Below are 15,509 nucleotides of genomic sequence, written 5' to 3'. Positions count from 1 at the left end.
CCTAGCTTAACCACGTAAAATAGCCATAGCATCATCAACTGTTTTATTTTCGTGAACTATAATAGCCAAAGCTTTAGTCATCTTGGTAGGATCTTCATAGCCCCAGATATTTCTCCCGATAGCTACACCTGCGGCACCTGCGTCTATAGCTTCTTTAATTGAAGCTAAAAATGCTTGATAATCGTTGGTCTTGGAGCCGCCTAAAACCACCACAGGTACGAAGCAGTCTTGAACTACTCTTTCAAAACCCGGCTTGTAAATGGTTTTAATCATGTCAGCACCTAATTCGCAAGCAATCCGGGAGGCTAGGCTGATATTTTCCAAGGTCCTAATTTCCGGGTCACTGTCAAATCCACCGGGGGAAGGTTCGGCAATAACCGGAATGCCCCAACGGCTGCATTCAGCAGCAATTTTAGCTAGGTTAGGGTGAGTGATTTCCTCTACACCTGTTCCAGGACCGGCATTAATAATAACTGCATCAGCAGCGACTTCCAAGGCCTGTTCCACGCCGTAAATAAGAGTGCTGGCGTGGCCTTGCCCCAATAAAGAGGGGGATAAGTCCATTCTTAAAATCAGTCCTAATCCTGCCAATTCCTTAGCAAATTTTTTAGCAACTCCATAGTTGACGATTACCGCATCGGCTCCGCCGGCTTTTACTTTGCTGATTGTTTCGCCGGGATCCACCAGTCCGTGGGGTGCGCCAGCGTTGCTGCCGTGGTCCATGGCTACAATTAGAGTGCGTCCGTCTGCTTTTAATAAGTTATTCATTCTGCGAATCTTAGTCATTTTTACTCCTCCTTATTGTGTCGTTATCTTTCATCTCTTACATAAGGGACGCCTTGGGATCTAGGAGCAATAGAAGGTCCTACGAAGAAAATTAAAGTCAGTAAAGTCACCAGATAAGGCAACATTAAAAACAAATGGTGAGGCAGGGGTGAACCCATTGCCTGCAGCCGAAGTTGAAATGCATCGGCTGTGCCGAAAAGCAAACACGCTAGAAAAGTTCCAATTGGGTTGAATTTGCCGAAAATAATAGCCGCAAAGGCAATAAAACCTCGACCGGCCGTCATATTATCCAGAAAAGAGTTCAACCCGCCGATAGACAAACTGGCCCCGCCCAAAGCTGCCATAATGCCGCTAAAGGTTACGCAGATGTAGCGCACTGCATAAACGTTTACCCCTAAGGTATCAGCAGCCCGTGGATGCTCACCTACTGAACGAATGTTCAGACCCCAATTGGTATAAAACATTATATAATGAGTTACAGGCACCATTAAAAATGCAAGATAGACCAACCAAATGTGCTCAAAGAACACAGAACCTATAACAGGTATTTTGCTTAGTATAGGTATGGCAATTGGCTCCAAGCCCGGGGACTCCAGCTGGCTGGTGGTAACCCCAAATAGGGTCCTGAACAAACTGCTGGTTACCCCTAAGGCGAAGACGTTAATGCCTACAGCCATGACCACTTGGTCACAACGCAGCGTAACGGTCATCAAAGCATGAAACAGCCCCATCAAAGCTCCAATGATGATAGCAGCTATAATACCTGCTGCTGCACTGCCCGAAGAATAACTAATGTAATAACCCGTAAAGGCTCCGACCAGCATCATCCCTTCCAGGCTGATGTTTAAAACGCCGGTTTTTTCGGAGTAAATACCTCCCATGGCGGCCAGTAACAAAGGTGTGGTCATTCTTATACTGGCAATTAGAAAATCAGCCGACCCTACTACTGCTAACAGATCCGAGAGCACGGGAGACCGACCTCCTCTTTCTATTATTTGCCAATGTCTTGATCGCTGCAGTTCCTGCCACGCCCAGAACAGCTAAGGCCTGAATCATATATACAATGGATACCGGAACTCCCAAAGCAATCTGCATAGAATTAGCTCCATTGCGCAAGGCTCCAAAGAAGAAAGCAGCCAACAGAGTGCCAACCGGGTGTAATCCGCCCAGTAATGCAATCGCAATAGCATCAAAGCCATAACCGACCATAAAGTTTTCCAACAGGCGGTGCTGGACTCCCAGTATTTCCGTAGTCCCCGCCAGGCTGGCCAGTGCACCGCTGACTATCATAGTTAAGACCATAGTTTTTTCTACGTTTACTCCACCATTTCTAGCTCCATCGGGATTGGCTCCCACAGCCCTGATTTCGTAACCCCAGGTAGTTCTCCAAAGAACAAAGTATACAAATACAGCAGCAAAGAAGACCAGGATAAAACCGGCGTGAATTCTTGTACCGGGTATGATAAAGGGCAGTTGGGCTGACTCAACTATTTTAGCGCTGCGGGGAAAGGTCTGCCCCGGCTCTTTTAAAAAATTATGCACCGCCAACCCTACAAAAATGGTGGCAATGTAGTTCATTAAAATGGTGTTAATAATCTCGTTAAATTTTCTGGTGGCCTTTAAATAACCCGGAATAGCCGCCCATAAAGCGCCCGCCGCCATCCCAAGGATGATACACAATGGCATTAGAATAAAGCCCGGCATGCCGGAAAAAGTCACGGCAAACCATGTACAGACTAAAGCCCCCATGTACAGTTGTCCTTCGGCCCCAATGTTAAACATGCCACCACGATAAGCAAAAGTAACGGCCAAACCGGCAAAAGCCAAGGGTATAAATTTAATAATAGTAAAGCTCAAACTATATCTATCGCCCAGAGCCCCTAAAAACAGTTCTTTATAGGCAGCCAGGGGATTTACATCCTGCGTCATAATCACTAGCGCGCTGACAATAAAACCGAAGAGCAGGCCAATGACAGGAGCAAAGATTGCATTGACACCCTCTTTGACAAAAGTTTGCATTGTGATTTTATTTTTTTGCATGCTTATACCAGCCCTCCTTTGCCAGACACCAGCTTGTTAGAGCCGGCCATCATCATGCCAATGATCTCTAGATCCACTTCTTCCCGGGATAAAATCCCCATAATTTCACCTTCATAAATAACTGCGATACGATCACTTAAAGAGAGTATCTCTTCCAACTCAGTGGAAATATATAATATTGCCGTTCCTTTTTCCCTTTGCTCCAGCATTTTTTTGTGGACATATTCAGTAGCTCCAATATCCAATCCTCGGGTAGGCTGGACTGCTACAAGCAGTTCCGGCTTGCGCTCCAGCTCTCTTGCCAGGATTATTTTTTGTTGGTTTCCACCAGAAAGAACTCTTGCCTCCACATTGAGGTTTGGGGTCCTAACATCATATTCTCCGGATACTTTAGTGGCGTACTGGGATATATAATTGCGGTCCAGGATATGCCCTTTAGCAAAGGGAGGAGCATAAAATTTACCTAAGATAAGATTTTCGGCTACGGAAAAATTAAGGATAAGTCCAACTTTCTGGCGATCTTCCGGGATATGAGCCACATTAAGCATTTGAATATTCCTGGGTTTGTTATTGGTAATTTCCTTGCCATTAACTAAAATCTTTCCTGCTGTTGCAGGCCGCAGCCCAGTTATAACTTCTGCCAGCTCCGTTTGCCCGTTGCCGTTGACGCCCGCTATACCCAGAATTTCTCCTGCACGCACTGTCAGGCATACATCTTTTAATGCCTTAAGCCCCTTATTATTCAGCGCCTCTACATGAGCTAATTCCAAAACAACTTTTCCTGGCTGCTGTTTTTTCTTATCAAGTTTTAAAAACACTTCCCTCCCTACCATCATGCTGGCGAGAGAGCGTTTGTCACACTTACATGTTTCCTTGGTCGCTACCACTTTACCATCGCGCAGGACCGTAGCCCTGTCGCTGATTTCCATGACCTCATCCAATTTATGAGTGATCAGAATAACCGAGTGTCCTTCAGCTTTCAATTGTTTCAATACTTTAAACAATTCCCTTACTTCATCCGGGGTTAAAACTGCAGTAGGTTCGTCTAAAATGAGCAGTTCAGCCCGACGGTACAACGCCTTAATGATTTCGACCTTTTGCTGCACACCTACTGGCAACTGCCAGATCTGGGCATTTAAATCTATTTTAAATCCATATCCGTTTGCCAATTGAGTTATATCCTGGAACACTTTTTCTTTCTCCAGAAAAATTCCTTTGCGCAAGCCCAACATGACATTTTCCAATACCGTCAAGTTATGGACCAGCATAAAATGTTGGTGGACCATGCCAATGCCTAAATTGATAGCATCCTTGATGGAATTGATCTTTACAGGTTTTCCTTTCCAGAGGATCTCTCCTGCTTCGGGCTGGTACAAACCGTATACACAGTTCATCAGAGTTGTTTTCCCAGCGCCGTTTTCTCCCAGAAGGGCATGGATTTCCCCGGAACTAATTTCTAGATTAACGCGGTCATTAGCCACTACGCCTGGAAAATGCTTGCAAATATTTTTCAACTCTAACAGGGCAGGCATATCATTCCCTCCCGGTGTTTATTAACGAGGGTGGGAGATGGTCCCCCACCCATGAATAATTAGAAACCAGTTTTGATTTGTACTGTTCCGTCGATAATGCCCTGAGCTTCTTTTTCCACTTGTTGCCTTAGCTCTTCCGGTACCTTATCATTGTATGTACCCATGTATTGAACGCCGTCCTTCAGTCCCAAATTGTATATTTTGCCTTCAAAGGTGCCGTTTTTAAGCTCCTGAGCAGCAATCAGCATCATTTTGTCCACCCGCTGCACTGCGCTGGTTAAAACGTTATCGGGAGCTAAATCATGCTGGTCGCCAGTCCAGCCTACTACTTGAATTCCTTTTTCTTTTGCAGCTTGAATGACACCCAGGTTACAAGCGTCACCGTTGGCTACAATGACATCCACACCGCTGGCGATTTGCGCTAAAGCAGCTTCTTTAGCTTTTGGTACATCCTCCCAGCTGTTGGTATAAGCCGTCACTACTTCTGCCTTAGGGTTGATTTTCTTGGTTACCTCGATAATATTATCGAATTCCGCTTTACCGGTAGGAGTATCCATGCCGGCCACGATGCCAATCTTGTTGCTTTTGGTAACCTGGGAAACGACTATGCCTACTAAATGTCCCAATTCGCCCACGTTAAATTGTAATGCAGCTAAGTTCGGAGCTGTAACTTTAGTACCTACACCCACAAATTTCGTGTCAGGAAATTCTTCAGCAATCTGGAGAAGAGTGTCACTGTATTCAAAACCGTGTCCGATAATCAAATCGTAACCTTTTCTGGCATAGTCCCGCATGATATTAGCCTGGTCAGCTTGCTGGACTTTTTCAGTAAATGCAATTTCTGCGCCTAATTCTCTTTCAATTAACTTTAAACCCTCGTAAGCAGATTGGTTCCAACCACCATCATTAACGGGTCCTGAAACTAACATAGCTACGCGCAAAGTTTTTTCCCCTGAAGTTTCGCCGGAACTACTTTGGGAACCTTCACTGCTGCTTGGTTGTTGGGATTGTCCCCCACCGCAGGCGGCCAAACTGAATACAAACACCGCAAGCATCGCTAAAACAAGAATCTTTTTAATTTTGTGCATTTTCTTTTTCTCCTCCCCAATTTAAATTTAGTGGCCAAATGTTAAAACAGACTCCTCTCCACGTTCACCTCCCCAAAAGCTCACAGCTCCACCTAATTCACAAAACGGAAGCCTAGTTCCCGTTCTGTATCCCTTTTTTAATCAGCGATGCGATTTGAGCCACCCTTCTCCCTACCCCTCTGGCAGCTTCCAAACCTATTTCATCAGGGTTAACGTGGCTAATTTTTTTATCATTTGACCAAATACAGGCTCCGGTATTCTGAAACTTCTCCCCACCGACGATAATCATGCCCTCTGTCATGCAAAAGTTGAGAATAGCTCCAATAGTCATTTCCTGCCCGCCGTTACGGGAACCGCCAACAGCCAAAGCTCCCGCTACTTTATACTCCAAAGCCCTTGGTGTTTGGTTGCAGAGTTCGTTAAAACGCATGCGAAAACGGTTAAACAATGCTGCCAGCTGAGAAGAAATATTCATATCGTACACGGGAGAACCGATAATGACCCCGTCCGCTTGAAAAAATTCATCAATTATTTGAGCCGCGTCGTCATCATAGATACACCTACCTTTGGAAAAACATGAATCGCAGTGCAAACAGGGCTTTATTTCTTTTCCCCTCAGACTGATAAATTTAGTTTCTACACCACCAATGCTTTCCGCAGCTTGCAGGGCTTTCTGAACGCAAAATTCTGTACTTCCCCTACGGGGGCTGGCACTTATCCCTAAAATTCTTATCACGTATCCTCCACCCCTATCCCTTGTGTGCTAATCTAATCCCTATTTGAAAAGCCCTCTCTAAAATTTCCCGGTTATCTTTGACAGGGTACCAATCAGTTTTAGGTACCAGAAGTTGATCTAGGTATTCAGCATTAAGATCGTTACAGAGCAGTTTAATAACTTCCACCTGTTTTTCAAAAGTTTCGGGCCCAAAACTGCCGCAAACGCTTACCATAACCAACTTCTTTCTTTCCTTGAACCGGCTGGGAAAAGACATCGTACCGTCGCCATTGTCAATTACTTCTACATAGCGATAGCAGCGATCAATAAATGTCTTGGTTTGAGCCGAAATGTCACCGTAGAAGGTAGGGGTGCCGATAACAACGCCCGCAGCTTCTTCCAATTTTTGATATACAGCTTGCATGTCATCCTCCAAGCGGCAAATTCCTTTTTTCCGGCAGTAATTGCAGTATTGACAAGGCCTGATGTTTAAATCATTTAAATATATCTTTTCTGTTTCTGCTCCTCCTGCAGAAGCACCCTGTAAAATTTGTTCTACCAATAAATCAGTATTGTGCCTTTTCCTTGGACTGCCCACTATGCCGAGAATTTTCATCTCTTTTACGCTCCTTATTTATTCCAATCCCTGAATAAGTCCACCTCAAAAGTATAGCGATCGCCGCGATACCAGATTTCCACAAACTCTACCGGAGTATCGTTCTCTAAAAAAGTAACCCTGGTAACTGATAAAAGGGGGCTATTTTTTTTGATCCCTAAAAGCTCCGCTTGTTCTTTAGAAGCTGACACTGCTTCCATTTTCTGCTTCGCCCGGTAAAGCTTTAAGTGGAACTTTTTATCAAGTATTTCGTAGAGAGAATTGTTTTCCAGATCTTCTTCCAGCAGACCCGGACAGAGCTTGACAGGAAGAAATGCTTGCTGCAATACGATAGGTTCCGCATTAGCGTAGCGGAGTCTCTTTACCCTGTAAACTTCTTCTCCGTTATTTAACTCCAGTATTTCCTGGACTCTACGGGATGGGATCTCCTTCGCATTCAACAAGACCTTAGAGGTGGGCATATAACCGCGAGCCCGCATATCTTCGGCAAAACCTGTGAGGGGAGCAAAGCTTTTTTCTACCCTTGGTTTACTTACAAAAGTACCTCGTCCATGCACACGGTACAAATAGCCTTCATTAACTAACTGGGTGACAGCATGTCTAGCTGTCATGCGGCTGATGCCATATTCTTCTGCCAGTGTGGCTTCGGAAGGAATTCGGTCATTTGGCTTTAAAGCGCCGGAAAAAATTTTATTAAGCAGGTCTTGCTTGACCTGAAAGTAGATTGGTATAGGGATTTCTTCGTTAATAACCTTTTTCATGAGTTCACTCCCCGCGGCAAATGCTTTGTATAATATAGACGTATATACGTCTATACTTAGATTGTACCACTTTTTTACCTACCGTCAATAATTTTTTGAAACTTTTATTTTTTCCTAACCCCATGGAAATCAAACTTCATTTATCTACTTTTACAAAGAAAAGTTGGTTTTATTAATAAAAGGCTACTTGTTTATTATTGAAAACTATCACTGTCAAATGTTTCTTGAAGCCAAAACTTAAAAATTTAATCAGATAGTTGCAATTGCTATATAAATATGCTATTATACTTTATGTCACTGTTTCGAGCTAAAAGAACACGAAATTATTATATTGACATGCCGAAGTGGCGGAATTGGCAGACGCACCAGACTCAAAATCTGGCGGGGCTCACCCCCCGTGTCGGTTCGACCCCGACCTTCGGCACCATAGTGAGATTAAAACTTTGAGCTTACCATGAGTTCAAAGTTTTTTTATTAAGTAGATGAAGCTGTGAATATTAGAGGAATATGTGGGGAAAACTTCCGGATGAATTTTATTTACTTTTTTATGAGTTGTACTAAAAAAATGCGTCTTGTTAAAAATATTTCTTTTATAATACAATATTGGTAGTAACATTATCAGAAATTACCAGTGTATCAAATCAAGGAAAGGATGATGATTTCATGAATGAAACAATAAATACCATTAAAAACAGAAGAAGTATTAGACAATATAAAGCAGAACAATTAACTGATTCTGAATTACAGCATATATTAGACTCCGCTCTTTATGCACCAAATGCTATGAATCAGCAAAAATGGCATTTCACTGTGATCCAAAACAAGGATATGCTTGACAGAATGGTAAAGATCATCAAAGAAAATATAATGAATTCAGGCAATGAATTTTTAATGCAAAGAGCCAGCGCCCCTGATTATCACACGTTTTACAATGCGCCTACCGTTATTTTAATTTCGGGTGACGAAAAGGCTCAATGGATTCAAATAGATTGCGGACTCGCGGCCCAAAATATTACATTAGCTGCAGAGTCATTAAACATAGGCTCATGCGTTATTACTTCCTCAGGTTTCCTATTTGCATCAGAAAAAGGTAACCAGTTTAAAAAGGAATTAGGAATTCCGGAGGGATACAGCCATATTTGCACCGTAGCACTTGGATACAAAACATCTGAAAACCCTGCTGTACCACCTAGAAATAAAGACGTAATAAATTACGTCAGGTAGAGAACAAAAGCATCTTATGCCTCTTGGCATTTAATAGGTAATACTTTTGTTCTTTCCCAGGGAACCCAATGGTTACCTGGGACGCTCCGCTGTGACCCTCCCTAATAACATAAGGGGAAACCCCCCTTAACAACCCCCACGTCCAGGAAATTTATGACAACATTAATGCTGGTATAATTTCCTGAACGAAAAGCGAAAGGTGTTTGAGGGAATTTGCCTCTAACACCTTTTTATATTGCCAAATCAAAGCATTTCCAAAGGTAACACGTTCCGTTTTAAGCCCCTATCAACTGTTACTAGGATGCAGGAAATCAAAGTTCCTGATAGAATATTTAAATAAGAGCGGCAAGGCAGGTGACACAGATGAACTTAACCCAAAGTCGATGGCTATTTTTCATAATGATTGGTACCGGACTAATCACAGGGGCTGTTTTCCCCTTTTTTGTGAGCCTTTTTGCAGTCGTTGAAGGAAATGTCACCCTATTTAAAATTTCCTGCCTTTTTGCCTGCGTAGCGGTTAGCTTGCTGCATTTTCTGCTGATTAGGATGCTAGTTAACCAGTTTAAGGAAATTGAGAAGAAGAACCTCAGTTTGTATAAAGAAATGAGTACAGATGCTTTAACAGGGGTCTTAAACCGCCGTGCCCTGGAGCAACAGTTGCTAAATATTAAAAACAGCTCACGTAAGGAGAACACAGCTATTTTATTTGTCGACATTGACAACTTCAGCGATTTCAACAATCAGTACGGCCATACTCAGGGAGATCTAGTCTTGGCTGAAATCAGCCACCTCATGTCCAGCCACCTCAGAGCAACGGATCTGATCTTCAGATATGGCGGTGAAGAATTTCTCATTCTCCTGCCTTTCACCACAAAAACCGAAGCTTACCATGTGGCAGAAAAGCTGAGAAAGTTAGTGGAAGATTCTTCCCGGGCAACTATTTCAATTGGAGTTGCCAGCTTTCCAGAGGATAGCGCAAATATTTACGAGGCCATTGATTTTGCCGACAAAGCAATGCTGGCAGCAAAAAGGTCTGGCAAAAACAGAACCAGCATTTACCAGTCCACCGGCAGGTAAAGGGATGAAATTTCTTATCTGGCAGCAAACCAGTAACTGAGGTCTGGGTGTCCCCCAGACCTCAGTTTTATTCTGTAAAAAACTTAAATTCATCTATAAGCTACTGGTACAACTTTAAACTGCGCTACATCAACTAAACCCAAATCCGTAAGCTTCAGCTCAGGAATCACAGGCAAACTCATAAATGCCAGAGTCATGAAAGGGTCATGCCCATCTTTCACTCCAAGCTCAGCAGCCAGGTGGTGGAGCTCACCTAACTTATCTCTTACTTCCGCTAAGGTCCGGTCGGACATCAGGCCACCGATGGGTAAGGGGAGAGAGCCTAGAATCATACCTTCGCAGGCTATGGCAATACCACCCTGCATTTTCACAATTTCCTCTGCCGCCAAGATAATATCGGCATCATCTTTGCCAATGGCCACGATATTGTGGGAATCATGAGCTACCGAAGAAGCTATGGCCCCTTTCTTCAGGCCGAAATTTTTAACCAGCGCCACACCCACGTTGCCCTTGCACTTATGTCGCTCCATCACCGCCATCTTCAGAATATCTTTTTCACTGCTGGTCTGATAGTACCCTTCCTGGACCGGCACTTCCTGAAGCGCTGCTCTTGTCACTATTTTGTGGGGGACTAATTCAATTACCCGGGCAGTAGGTGAATCTGCCGGGATTTGCAGTTTATCGGGTGTTAAAGGAGCCAGGTGCACAGTATTCATTACTTCCGGATATTGTTCCCCTCTTACTGCAAACAAGGCATTACCATTTTTAGCAACCAGTTTTCCCTGCTTGTAAACTGCTTCAACCTCCAACGTATCAGTGTCGAGCACCAACAGATCTGCCCGGTAGCCAGGTGCAATAGCCCCCCGACCTTTTAGACCGAAGTACTCGGCAGCATTGAGGGAAGCCATCTGTACGGCAGTTACCAGGTCGATTCCTGCCTGAACACTAAGCCTGACCAGATGGTCGATGTGCCCTTCGGTCAGGAGGTCCTGGGGATGGCGGTCATCGGTAACAAAGAGGAAACGGCGGGAGTTGTTTTTATTTACCAAGGGCAAAAGGTCCAGCAAATTCTTGGTAGCTGAACCTTCCCGCAACATGATGTACATTCCAAGGCGAAGCCTTTCGAGAGCTTCCTCCACGGTAGTACATTCGTGATCTGAAGTGATACCTGCCGCTATATAAGCCGCCAACTCCTTCCCGCTTAAACCAGGGGCATGGCCATCGATGATTTTACCCGCGCATAATCTTAACTTTTCCTGCAGCTCAGGGTCCCCACCCAGAACGCCGGGGTAGTTCATCACTTCTCCCAAACCTAACACCCTAGGATTGTCTAGGAATGGTGCTAGATCCGCAGCCAGAAGCTTGGCGCCCGAGTTTTCCAGAGCAGTGGCAGGAACACAGGAAGGCAGCATCAGGTAGACATCCAGCGGCAATCCTTCACTGGCTTGAAGCATATAGGAAATGCCGGCCGTTCCCGCCACATTGGCAATTTCATGAGGATCAACTATCACAGTGGTAGTGCCATGGGGGACCACCGCCCTGGCAAATTCCCCCGGAGAAACCATGGAGCTTTCGATGTGCACATGGCCGTCAATAAATCCAGGGCTTAAAAGTTTCCCGGCCACGTCGACTTCCTGTTCTCCTTGATAATCGCCAATGCCTACAATATAGTTTCCGGTGATTGCTACGTCAGCTTCATAAATTTCTGCAGAAAATACGTTGATTACCCGGGCATTCTTTAAAACAAGTTCCGGCTTCTTTTTTCCCCGACTGAAAGGCACCAGGTCAATCCTGTCTACCACTAGCAATCCCCCCTTTAGCTTATTACCCCAGCCCTCCTGGCGACTCGCACAATTGCTTCATTGCATTTTTCTTTTACTTCTTCCTCGTCGATCGTGGTCAAAACACGGTTGTCCAGTACGATTTGTCCATCAACAATTGTATAGAGTACATCGCTGCTTTTTGCCTGATAAACCAGCTGGGAGTATATGCTGACCTTACCCATCAGCGGGTTGGTATGGAGTCCGCTTAGATCTACAATAGCTAAGTCAGCTTTCTTGCCCACTTCCAAAGAGCCGATTTCATTTTCAAGACCCATAGCTTTAGCACCGCCGATTGTAGCCAGTTCAAAGACCTGTTCCGCCGGCATAACAGTAGGACCGTAGATAGGCTTCTGAATCAAAGCTGCCAGGCGCATTTCAACGAACTGGTCCAGATTGTTGTTGCACGGCGCACCGTCGGCTCCTATGGAGACATGAGCGCCTTTGGAAATAAGTTCGGGAATCTTAGCAATGCCCGAAGCCAGCTTCAAGTTGCTGGAAGGACAGTGAGCAATCTTAGTTCCGGATTGGACAAGAATCTCCATTTCCTGTTCATCCAACCAAATACAATGCGCCAAAACTAAGTTTGGCCCGGCTAAGCCGATTTTTTCCAGGTAAACCACATTACGCATGCCACGGTCTTGCTGAACCAGCTCAATTTCACCACGGTTTTCCGAAGCATGGGTATGCACCCTCACATTGTACTTCTGAGCCAGATCCCTAACTTCAACTAACAAGCGTTCGGTACAGGAGACTACAAAGCGAGGTGTAAAAGCGTACTGAATCCGTCCGTTACCTTTCCCATGCCATTTTTCCAACAGGTCCACACTCTCTTGAATTGAGCGGTCAGTGTCCTCCATTAAACTCTCAGGAACATCATCCCCGTAATCCATCATGCATTTTCCGGTTACAGCCCGCATGCCATTTTTAAAGATTGCCTCTAAAGCTACCTCGGTATGGTTAACGGTTTCCATATCGATAATTGCCGTTGTACCGCCTTTAAAAAGCTCCCCACACCCCAGCATTGCCGAGTAGTAAAGGGATTCGGGATCATGGCAGCCTTCCAGCGGCCAAATGCGCAGCTTCAACCAATCCAGGAGCTCCAAATCATCGGCCTGGCCTCTGAACAGAGTCTGGCAGAGGTGAACGTGGCTCTGGATTAAACCGGGAATAACCACCTTGCCTGTGGCATCAATAACCCGGTCAGCCTCTTCTCTGGTTTGACCAATCGCAACAATACGGTCACCTTCCAGCAAAATATTGCCTTGAACAATCTCGCGCTCTTGATTCATGGTAACTATAGTGGCGTTTTTGATTAATATGCTCATAATTAGCCTCCTACACGTTCAGATTGCTCCCGGAAATACTTCCCCGGGAGCAATTTTGTTTGGAAACGAATCCTTTTATTCTGCTATGCCAAATACAAAATGCAAGATAAACAATACTGTTAACACATACATTACAGGGTGAATTTCTTTAAACTTTCCGGTCATGGCCTTAATTATGGTATAGGACATGAAGCCGAAAGACAAGCCCTGAGCAATACTGAAAGTCAAAGGCATTAAAACGATAGTCAGAAAAGCGGGTAGAGCTTCAGTAAAATCATCAAATTTAATATGCACTACCTCCGCCATCATCAATACACCGACAATAATCAGAATGGGTGCGGTCGCCTGAGACGGCACCAGGAGCGCCAGGGGTGCAAAGAACAAGGATACCAGGAAGAGCAAACCTACCACTACTGCGGTCAATCCGGTTTTACCACCGGCAGCAACACCGGCAGCGCTCTCTACATACGAGGTAACTGTACTTGTACCTACCAAGGAACCTACGGTGGCACCTACGGAATCGGCTACCAGAGCCCTTTCAATCCCCGGTAAACGACCGTCTTTGTCCAGCAGTCCTGCCTTCCGGGAAACACCGATTAAGGTCCCGATATTATCGAAAAGGTCAACAATAGTTATGGAGAAAATAATGGATACTAAACCATACTTAACGGCTCCCATGATGTCAAGCTTGAGGAAAGTAGCCGCCGGGCTAGGTGGCACTAAAGTCACAATATCGCTTAATCCTGTTGGTACTTTGGTTACTCCCATGAACATGCCGATAATAGTCGTAGAAAGCATTCCGATTAACAAGGCACCTTTAACCTGTCTGGCCATTAAGAAGGCAGTTATAACCAGGCCGATAATTGCCAAGATAACACCCGGGTCCTTCATGTTGCCCAACGTAACATAGGTAGCGGGGCTTGCTACAACTATTGCTGCGTTTTTAAGTCCGATAAAAGCGATGAATAAACCGATACCAACCCCAATGGAATATTTTAAAACAGGGGGAACAGCCTCAATAATCAACTGGCGTGCTTTAGTGACCGTAAGGATAATGAAAACCATACCGGAAACAAAAACTGCTCCTAAAGCGGTCTGCCAGGAAAGGCCCATGGTCAGGACCACGGTGTACGTGAAGAAAGCATTTAAACCCATACCTGGAGCAACGGCAATAGGATAGTTTGCATACAAACCCATGAGCAAGGTGGCAAAAGCAGACACGATAGCGGTGGCCGCTAAGGCTGCGTTAAAGGGTATGCCCGTTTCACTTAAAATCTGGGGGTTTACAAAAAGAATATAGGCCATGGTAATAAAAGTAGTAAATCCGGCTAAAATTTCAGTCTTTGCTGTAGTACCCTTTTCCCTGAGCCTGAATAACCGTTCCAACAAACCTTTCTCAGCATCAGCTGCGACGTTATATGCCAATTGTGGTTTAGCCAATGTAGTCACTCCTTGTAAATTTTATAATAAGATCCTGCTTAATATAGTTGCGGTCACCTTGATACTATTAGAATACCCTTGCTTACAGTCCAGCTTCTTTAATTGCGGCTAAAACTTTCTCCGGAGTGGCAGGCAAATCGTTGATCCTGACACCTATTGCATTGTAAATAGCATTTAACACAGCAGGAGCCGTGGGCAGCATGGCCGGTTCACCAACACCTTTGGCCCCGTAGGGCCCGCTAGGTTCATGGGCTTCTACAATAACCGGCTCAATTTCCGGCATATCCAGGACTGTGGGAATTAAATAGGAACTCATGGATGGGTTGAGAATTTGCCCCTCTTTCAGTTGTACCTCTTCATATAAACTCCAACCAACTCCTTGCCCTACTCCGCCCTGTATTTGGCCCTTGACGTTTTCCGGGTTAATTGCCTTGCCGACATCATGGGCTGCTATCACCTTCAAAATCTCTACTTTTCCTGTTTCCGTATCCACTTCCACTTCTACAATCTGAGTTCCGAATGCATAAGGCCAGTAAGGTGCCCCTTGACCGTTTTCCATGCTGACTTGGGTAGCATGGGTCGTGAAGCTGGCCTCTCCAATCAGCCTTTTGCCGGCAAACCTGGCCTTAGCGCAAATTTCTTCCAAAGGAACGGTTTTTGCCGGATCTCCTTTGACCTCCAACATGCCGTTATTAACCCTTAAGCCTTCGGTTGTATTAACTCCCAGCTCTCTGGCCGCCCATTCAAGGAGCACTTGTTTGGCTTTTTGAGCAGCCAGCCTTACGGCATTGCCGGAGGTATAAGTCTGCCTGGTAGCCGCAGTAGTGCCGGAATCGGGGGTACAATCGGTATCGGCAGTGGTAACTGTAACTTTTTCTACAGGGATACTCAGTTCTTCGGCAGCAATTTGCGCCAGGATGGTGGTGGAACCTTGACCGCAGTCCACTGCTCCGGTAATAACCAAAGCGCTGCCGTCATCGTGTATTTCCACGTAGGCGGTAGATACATCAGGAAAACCGTTGCCATAACCTGTGCCATAAAAGATGCAGCCCATGCCTATTCCTCTTTTTTTCATTCCACTC

General features: G+C 45.0%; 14 protein-coding genes and 1 tRNA gene. 3 read left to right on the top strand and 12 right to left on the bottom strand.

Annotated features, from left to right (window positions below):
- Positions 1-6: 6 nt before the first annotated feature.
- The 8 genes from EYS13_RS01675 to EYS13_RS01640 all read right to left on the bottom strand — a co-directional run bounded on the left by EYS13_RS01675 (position 7) and on the right by EYS13_RS01640 (position 7,538).
- Positions 7-786 carry a class I fructose-bisphosphate aldolase gene (locus EYS13_RS01675; RefSeq protein ID WP_227765323.1) on the bottom strand — a complete coding sequence of 260 codons (780 nt, stop codon included), beginning with the start codon at positions 784-786 and terminating at the stop codon, positions 7-9.
- Between the two features lie 23 nt (positions 787-809).
- Positions 810-1,754: an ABC transporter permease gene (locus tag EYS13_RS01670; RefSeq protein WP_227765321.1), complete on the bottom strand. Its 945-nt coding sequence runs from the start codon at positions 1,752-1,754 to the stop codon at positions 810-812.
- A complete protein-coding gene (locus EYS13_RS01665) occupies positions 1,717-2,826 on the bottom strand; it encodes an ABC transporter permease (protein ID WP_227765319.1) in 1,110 nt (369 codons plus the stop codon). The genes EYS13_RS01670 and EYS13_RS01665 overlap by 38 nt, the downstream gene beginning before the upstream one ends.
- Positions 2,827-2,828: 2 nt before the next feature.
- Complete coding sequence (locus tag EYS13_RS01660) at positions 2,829-4,358, bottom strand: ABC transporter ATP-binding protein (RefSeq protein ID WP_227765317.1); 1,530 nt, start codon at positions 4,356-4,358, stop codon at positions 2,829-2,831.
- A 59-nt stretch (positions 4,359-4,417) separates the two neighbouring features.
- On the bottom strand, positions 4,418-5,446 hold the full coding sequence (locus EYS13_RS01655) for a BMP family protein (protein ID WP_227765315.1): 1,029 nt from the start codon (positions 5,444-5,446) through the stop codon (positions 4,418-4,420).
- Positions 5,447-5,558: 112 nt separating this feature from the next.
- Positions 5,559-6,182, bottom strand: a complete 624-nt coding sequence (locus EYS13_RS01650; protein WP_227765312.1) for a flavodoxin family protein — start codon at positions 6,180-6,182, stop codon at positions 5,559-5,561.
- A gap of 13 nt (positions 6,183-6,195) precedes the next feature.
- On the bottom strand, positions 6,196-6,777 hold the full coding sequence (locus EYS13_RS01645) for a flavodoxin family protein (RefSeq protein ID WP_227765310.1): 582 nt from the start codon (positions 6,775-6,777) through the stop codon (positions 6,196-6,198).
- A gap of 14 nt (positions 6,778-6,791) precedes the next feature.
- On the bottom strand, positions 6,792-7,538 hold the full coding sequence (locus EYS13_RS01640) for a GntR family transcriptional regulator (protein ID WP_227765308.1): 747 nt from the start codon (positions 7,536-7,538) through the stop codon (positions 6,792-6,794).
- Positions 7,539-7,876: 338 nt separating this feature from the next.
- On the opposite strand from EYS13_RS01640, the gene EYS13_RS01635 reads away from it, so the two are divergent.
- The 3 genes from EYS13_RS01635 (at position 7,877) to EYS13_RS01625 (ending at position 9,839) form a co-directional block, all read left to right on the top strand.
- Positions 7,877-7,965: transfer RNA gene (locus EYS13_RS01635), tRNA-Leu, on the top strand.
- A gap of 236 nt (positions 7,966-8,201) precedes the next feature.
- Positions 8,202-8,762, top strand: coding sequence for a nitroreductase family protein (locus EYS13_RS01630; protein ID WP_227765306.1), 561 nt, complete (start codon positions 8,202-8,204; stop codon positions 8,760-8,762).
- Positions 8,763-9,125: 363 nt separating this feature from the next.
- Complete coding sequence (locus EYS13_RS01625; RefSeq protein ID WP_227765304.1) at positions 9,126-9,839, top strand: GGDEF domain-containing protein; 714 nt, start codon at positions 9,126-9,128, stop codon at positions 9,837-9,839.
- Between the two features lie 89 nt (positions 9,840-9,928).
- Here the strand turns inward: EYS13_RS01625 and ade are convergent, their stop codons facing one another.
- The 4 genes from ade to EYS13_RS16175 form a co-directional block, all read right to left on the bottom strand.
- Positions 9,929-11,641 (bottom strand): adenine deaminase, encoded by a 1,713-nt coding sequence (gene ade, locus EYS13_RS01620; RefSeq protein ID WP_227765302.1) that lies wholly within the window; start codon positions 11,639-11,641, stop codon positions 9,929-9,931.
- A 14-nt stretch (positions 11,642-11,655) separates the two neighbouring features.
- Positions 11,656-12,987: a 5'-deoxyadenosine deaminase gene (locus EYS13_RS01615; protein WP_227765301.1), complete on the bottom strand. Its 1,332-nt coding sequence runs from the start codon at positions 12,985-12,987 to the stop codon at positions 11,656-11,658.
- A gap of 75 nt (positions 12,988-13,062) precedes the next feature.
- Positions 13,063-14,427 (bottom strand): NCS2 family permease, encoded by a 1,365-nt coding sequence (locus EYS13_RS01610; protein ID WP_227765299.1) that lies wholly within the window; start codon positions 14,425-14,427, stop codon positions 13,063-13,065.
- Positions 14,428-14,509: 82 nt separating this feature from the next.
- On the bottom strand, positions 14,510-15,502 hold the full coding sequence (locus EYS13_RS16175; RefSeq protein ID WP_265332404.1) for a xanthine dehydrogenase family protein molybdopterin-binding subunit: 993 nt from the start codon (positions 15,500-15,502) through the stop codon (positions 14,510-14,512).
- Positions 15,503-15,509 lie beyond the last annotated feature (7 nt).

The organism is Zhaonella formicivorans, assembly GCF_004353525.1.
Taxonomy (GTDB): domain Bacteria; phylum Bacillota; class DUOV01; order DUOV01; family Zhaonellaceae; genus Zhaonella; species Zhaonella formicivorans.
This window is presented reverse-complemented; position numbering and strand designations above follow the sequence as displayed.

Excerpts from the sequence above, each read along its gene's own strand:
- EYS13_RS01675 (WP_227765323.1), bottom strand. The coding sequence starts at position 786 with ATGACTAAGATTCGCAGAATGAATAACTTATTAAAAGCAGACGGACGC.
- EYS13_RS01665 (WP_227765319.1), bottom strand. The coding sequence starts at position 2,826 with ATGCAAAAAAATAAAATCACAATGCAAACTTTTGTCAAAGAGGGTGTC.
- EYS13_RS01660 (WP_227765317.1), bottom strand. The coding sequence starts at position 4,358 with ATGCCTGCCCTGTTAGAGTTGAAAAATATTTGCAAGCATTTTCCAGGC.
- EYS13_RS01655 (WP_227765315.1), bottom strand. The coding sequence starts at position 5,446 with ATGCACAAAATTAAAAAGATTCTTGTTTTAGCGATGCTTGCGGTGTTT.
- EYS13_RS01645 (WP_227765310.1), bottom strand. The coding sequence starts at position 6,777 with ATGAAAATTCTCGGCATAGTGGGCAGTCCAAGGAAAAGGCACAATACT.
- EYS13_RS01640 (WP_227765308.1), bottom strand. The coding sequence starts at position 7,538 with ATGAAAAAGGTTATTAACGAAGAAATCCCTATACCAATCTACTTTCAG.
- EYS13_RS01630 (WP_227765306.1), top strand. The coding sequence starts at position 8,202 with ATGAATGAAACAATAAATACCATTAAAAACAGAAGAAGTATTAGACAA.
- EYS13_RS01625 (WP_227765304.1), top strand. The coding sequence starts at position 9,126 with ATGAACTTAACCCAAAGTCGATGGCTATTTTTCATAATGATTGGTACC.
- EYS13_RS01615 (WP_227765301.1), bottom strand. The coding sequence starts at position 12,987 with ATGAGCATATTAATCAAAAACGCCACTATAGTTACCATGAATCAAGAG.
- EYS13_RS16175 (WP_265332404.1), bottom strand. The coding sequence starts at position 15,502 with ATGAAAAAAAGAGGAATAGGCATGGGCTGCATCTTTTATGGCACAGGT.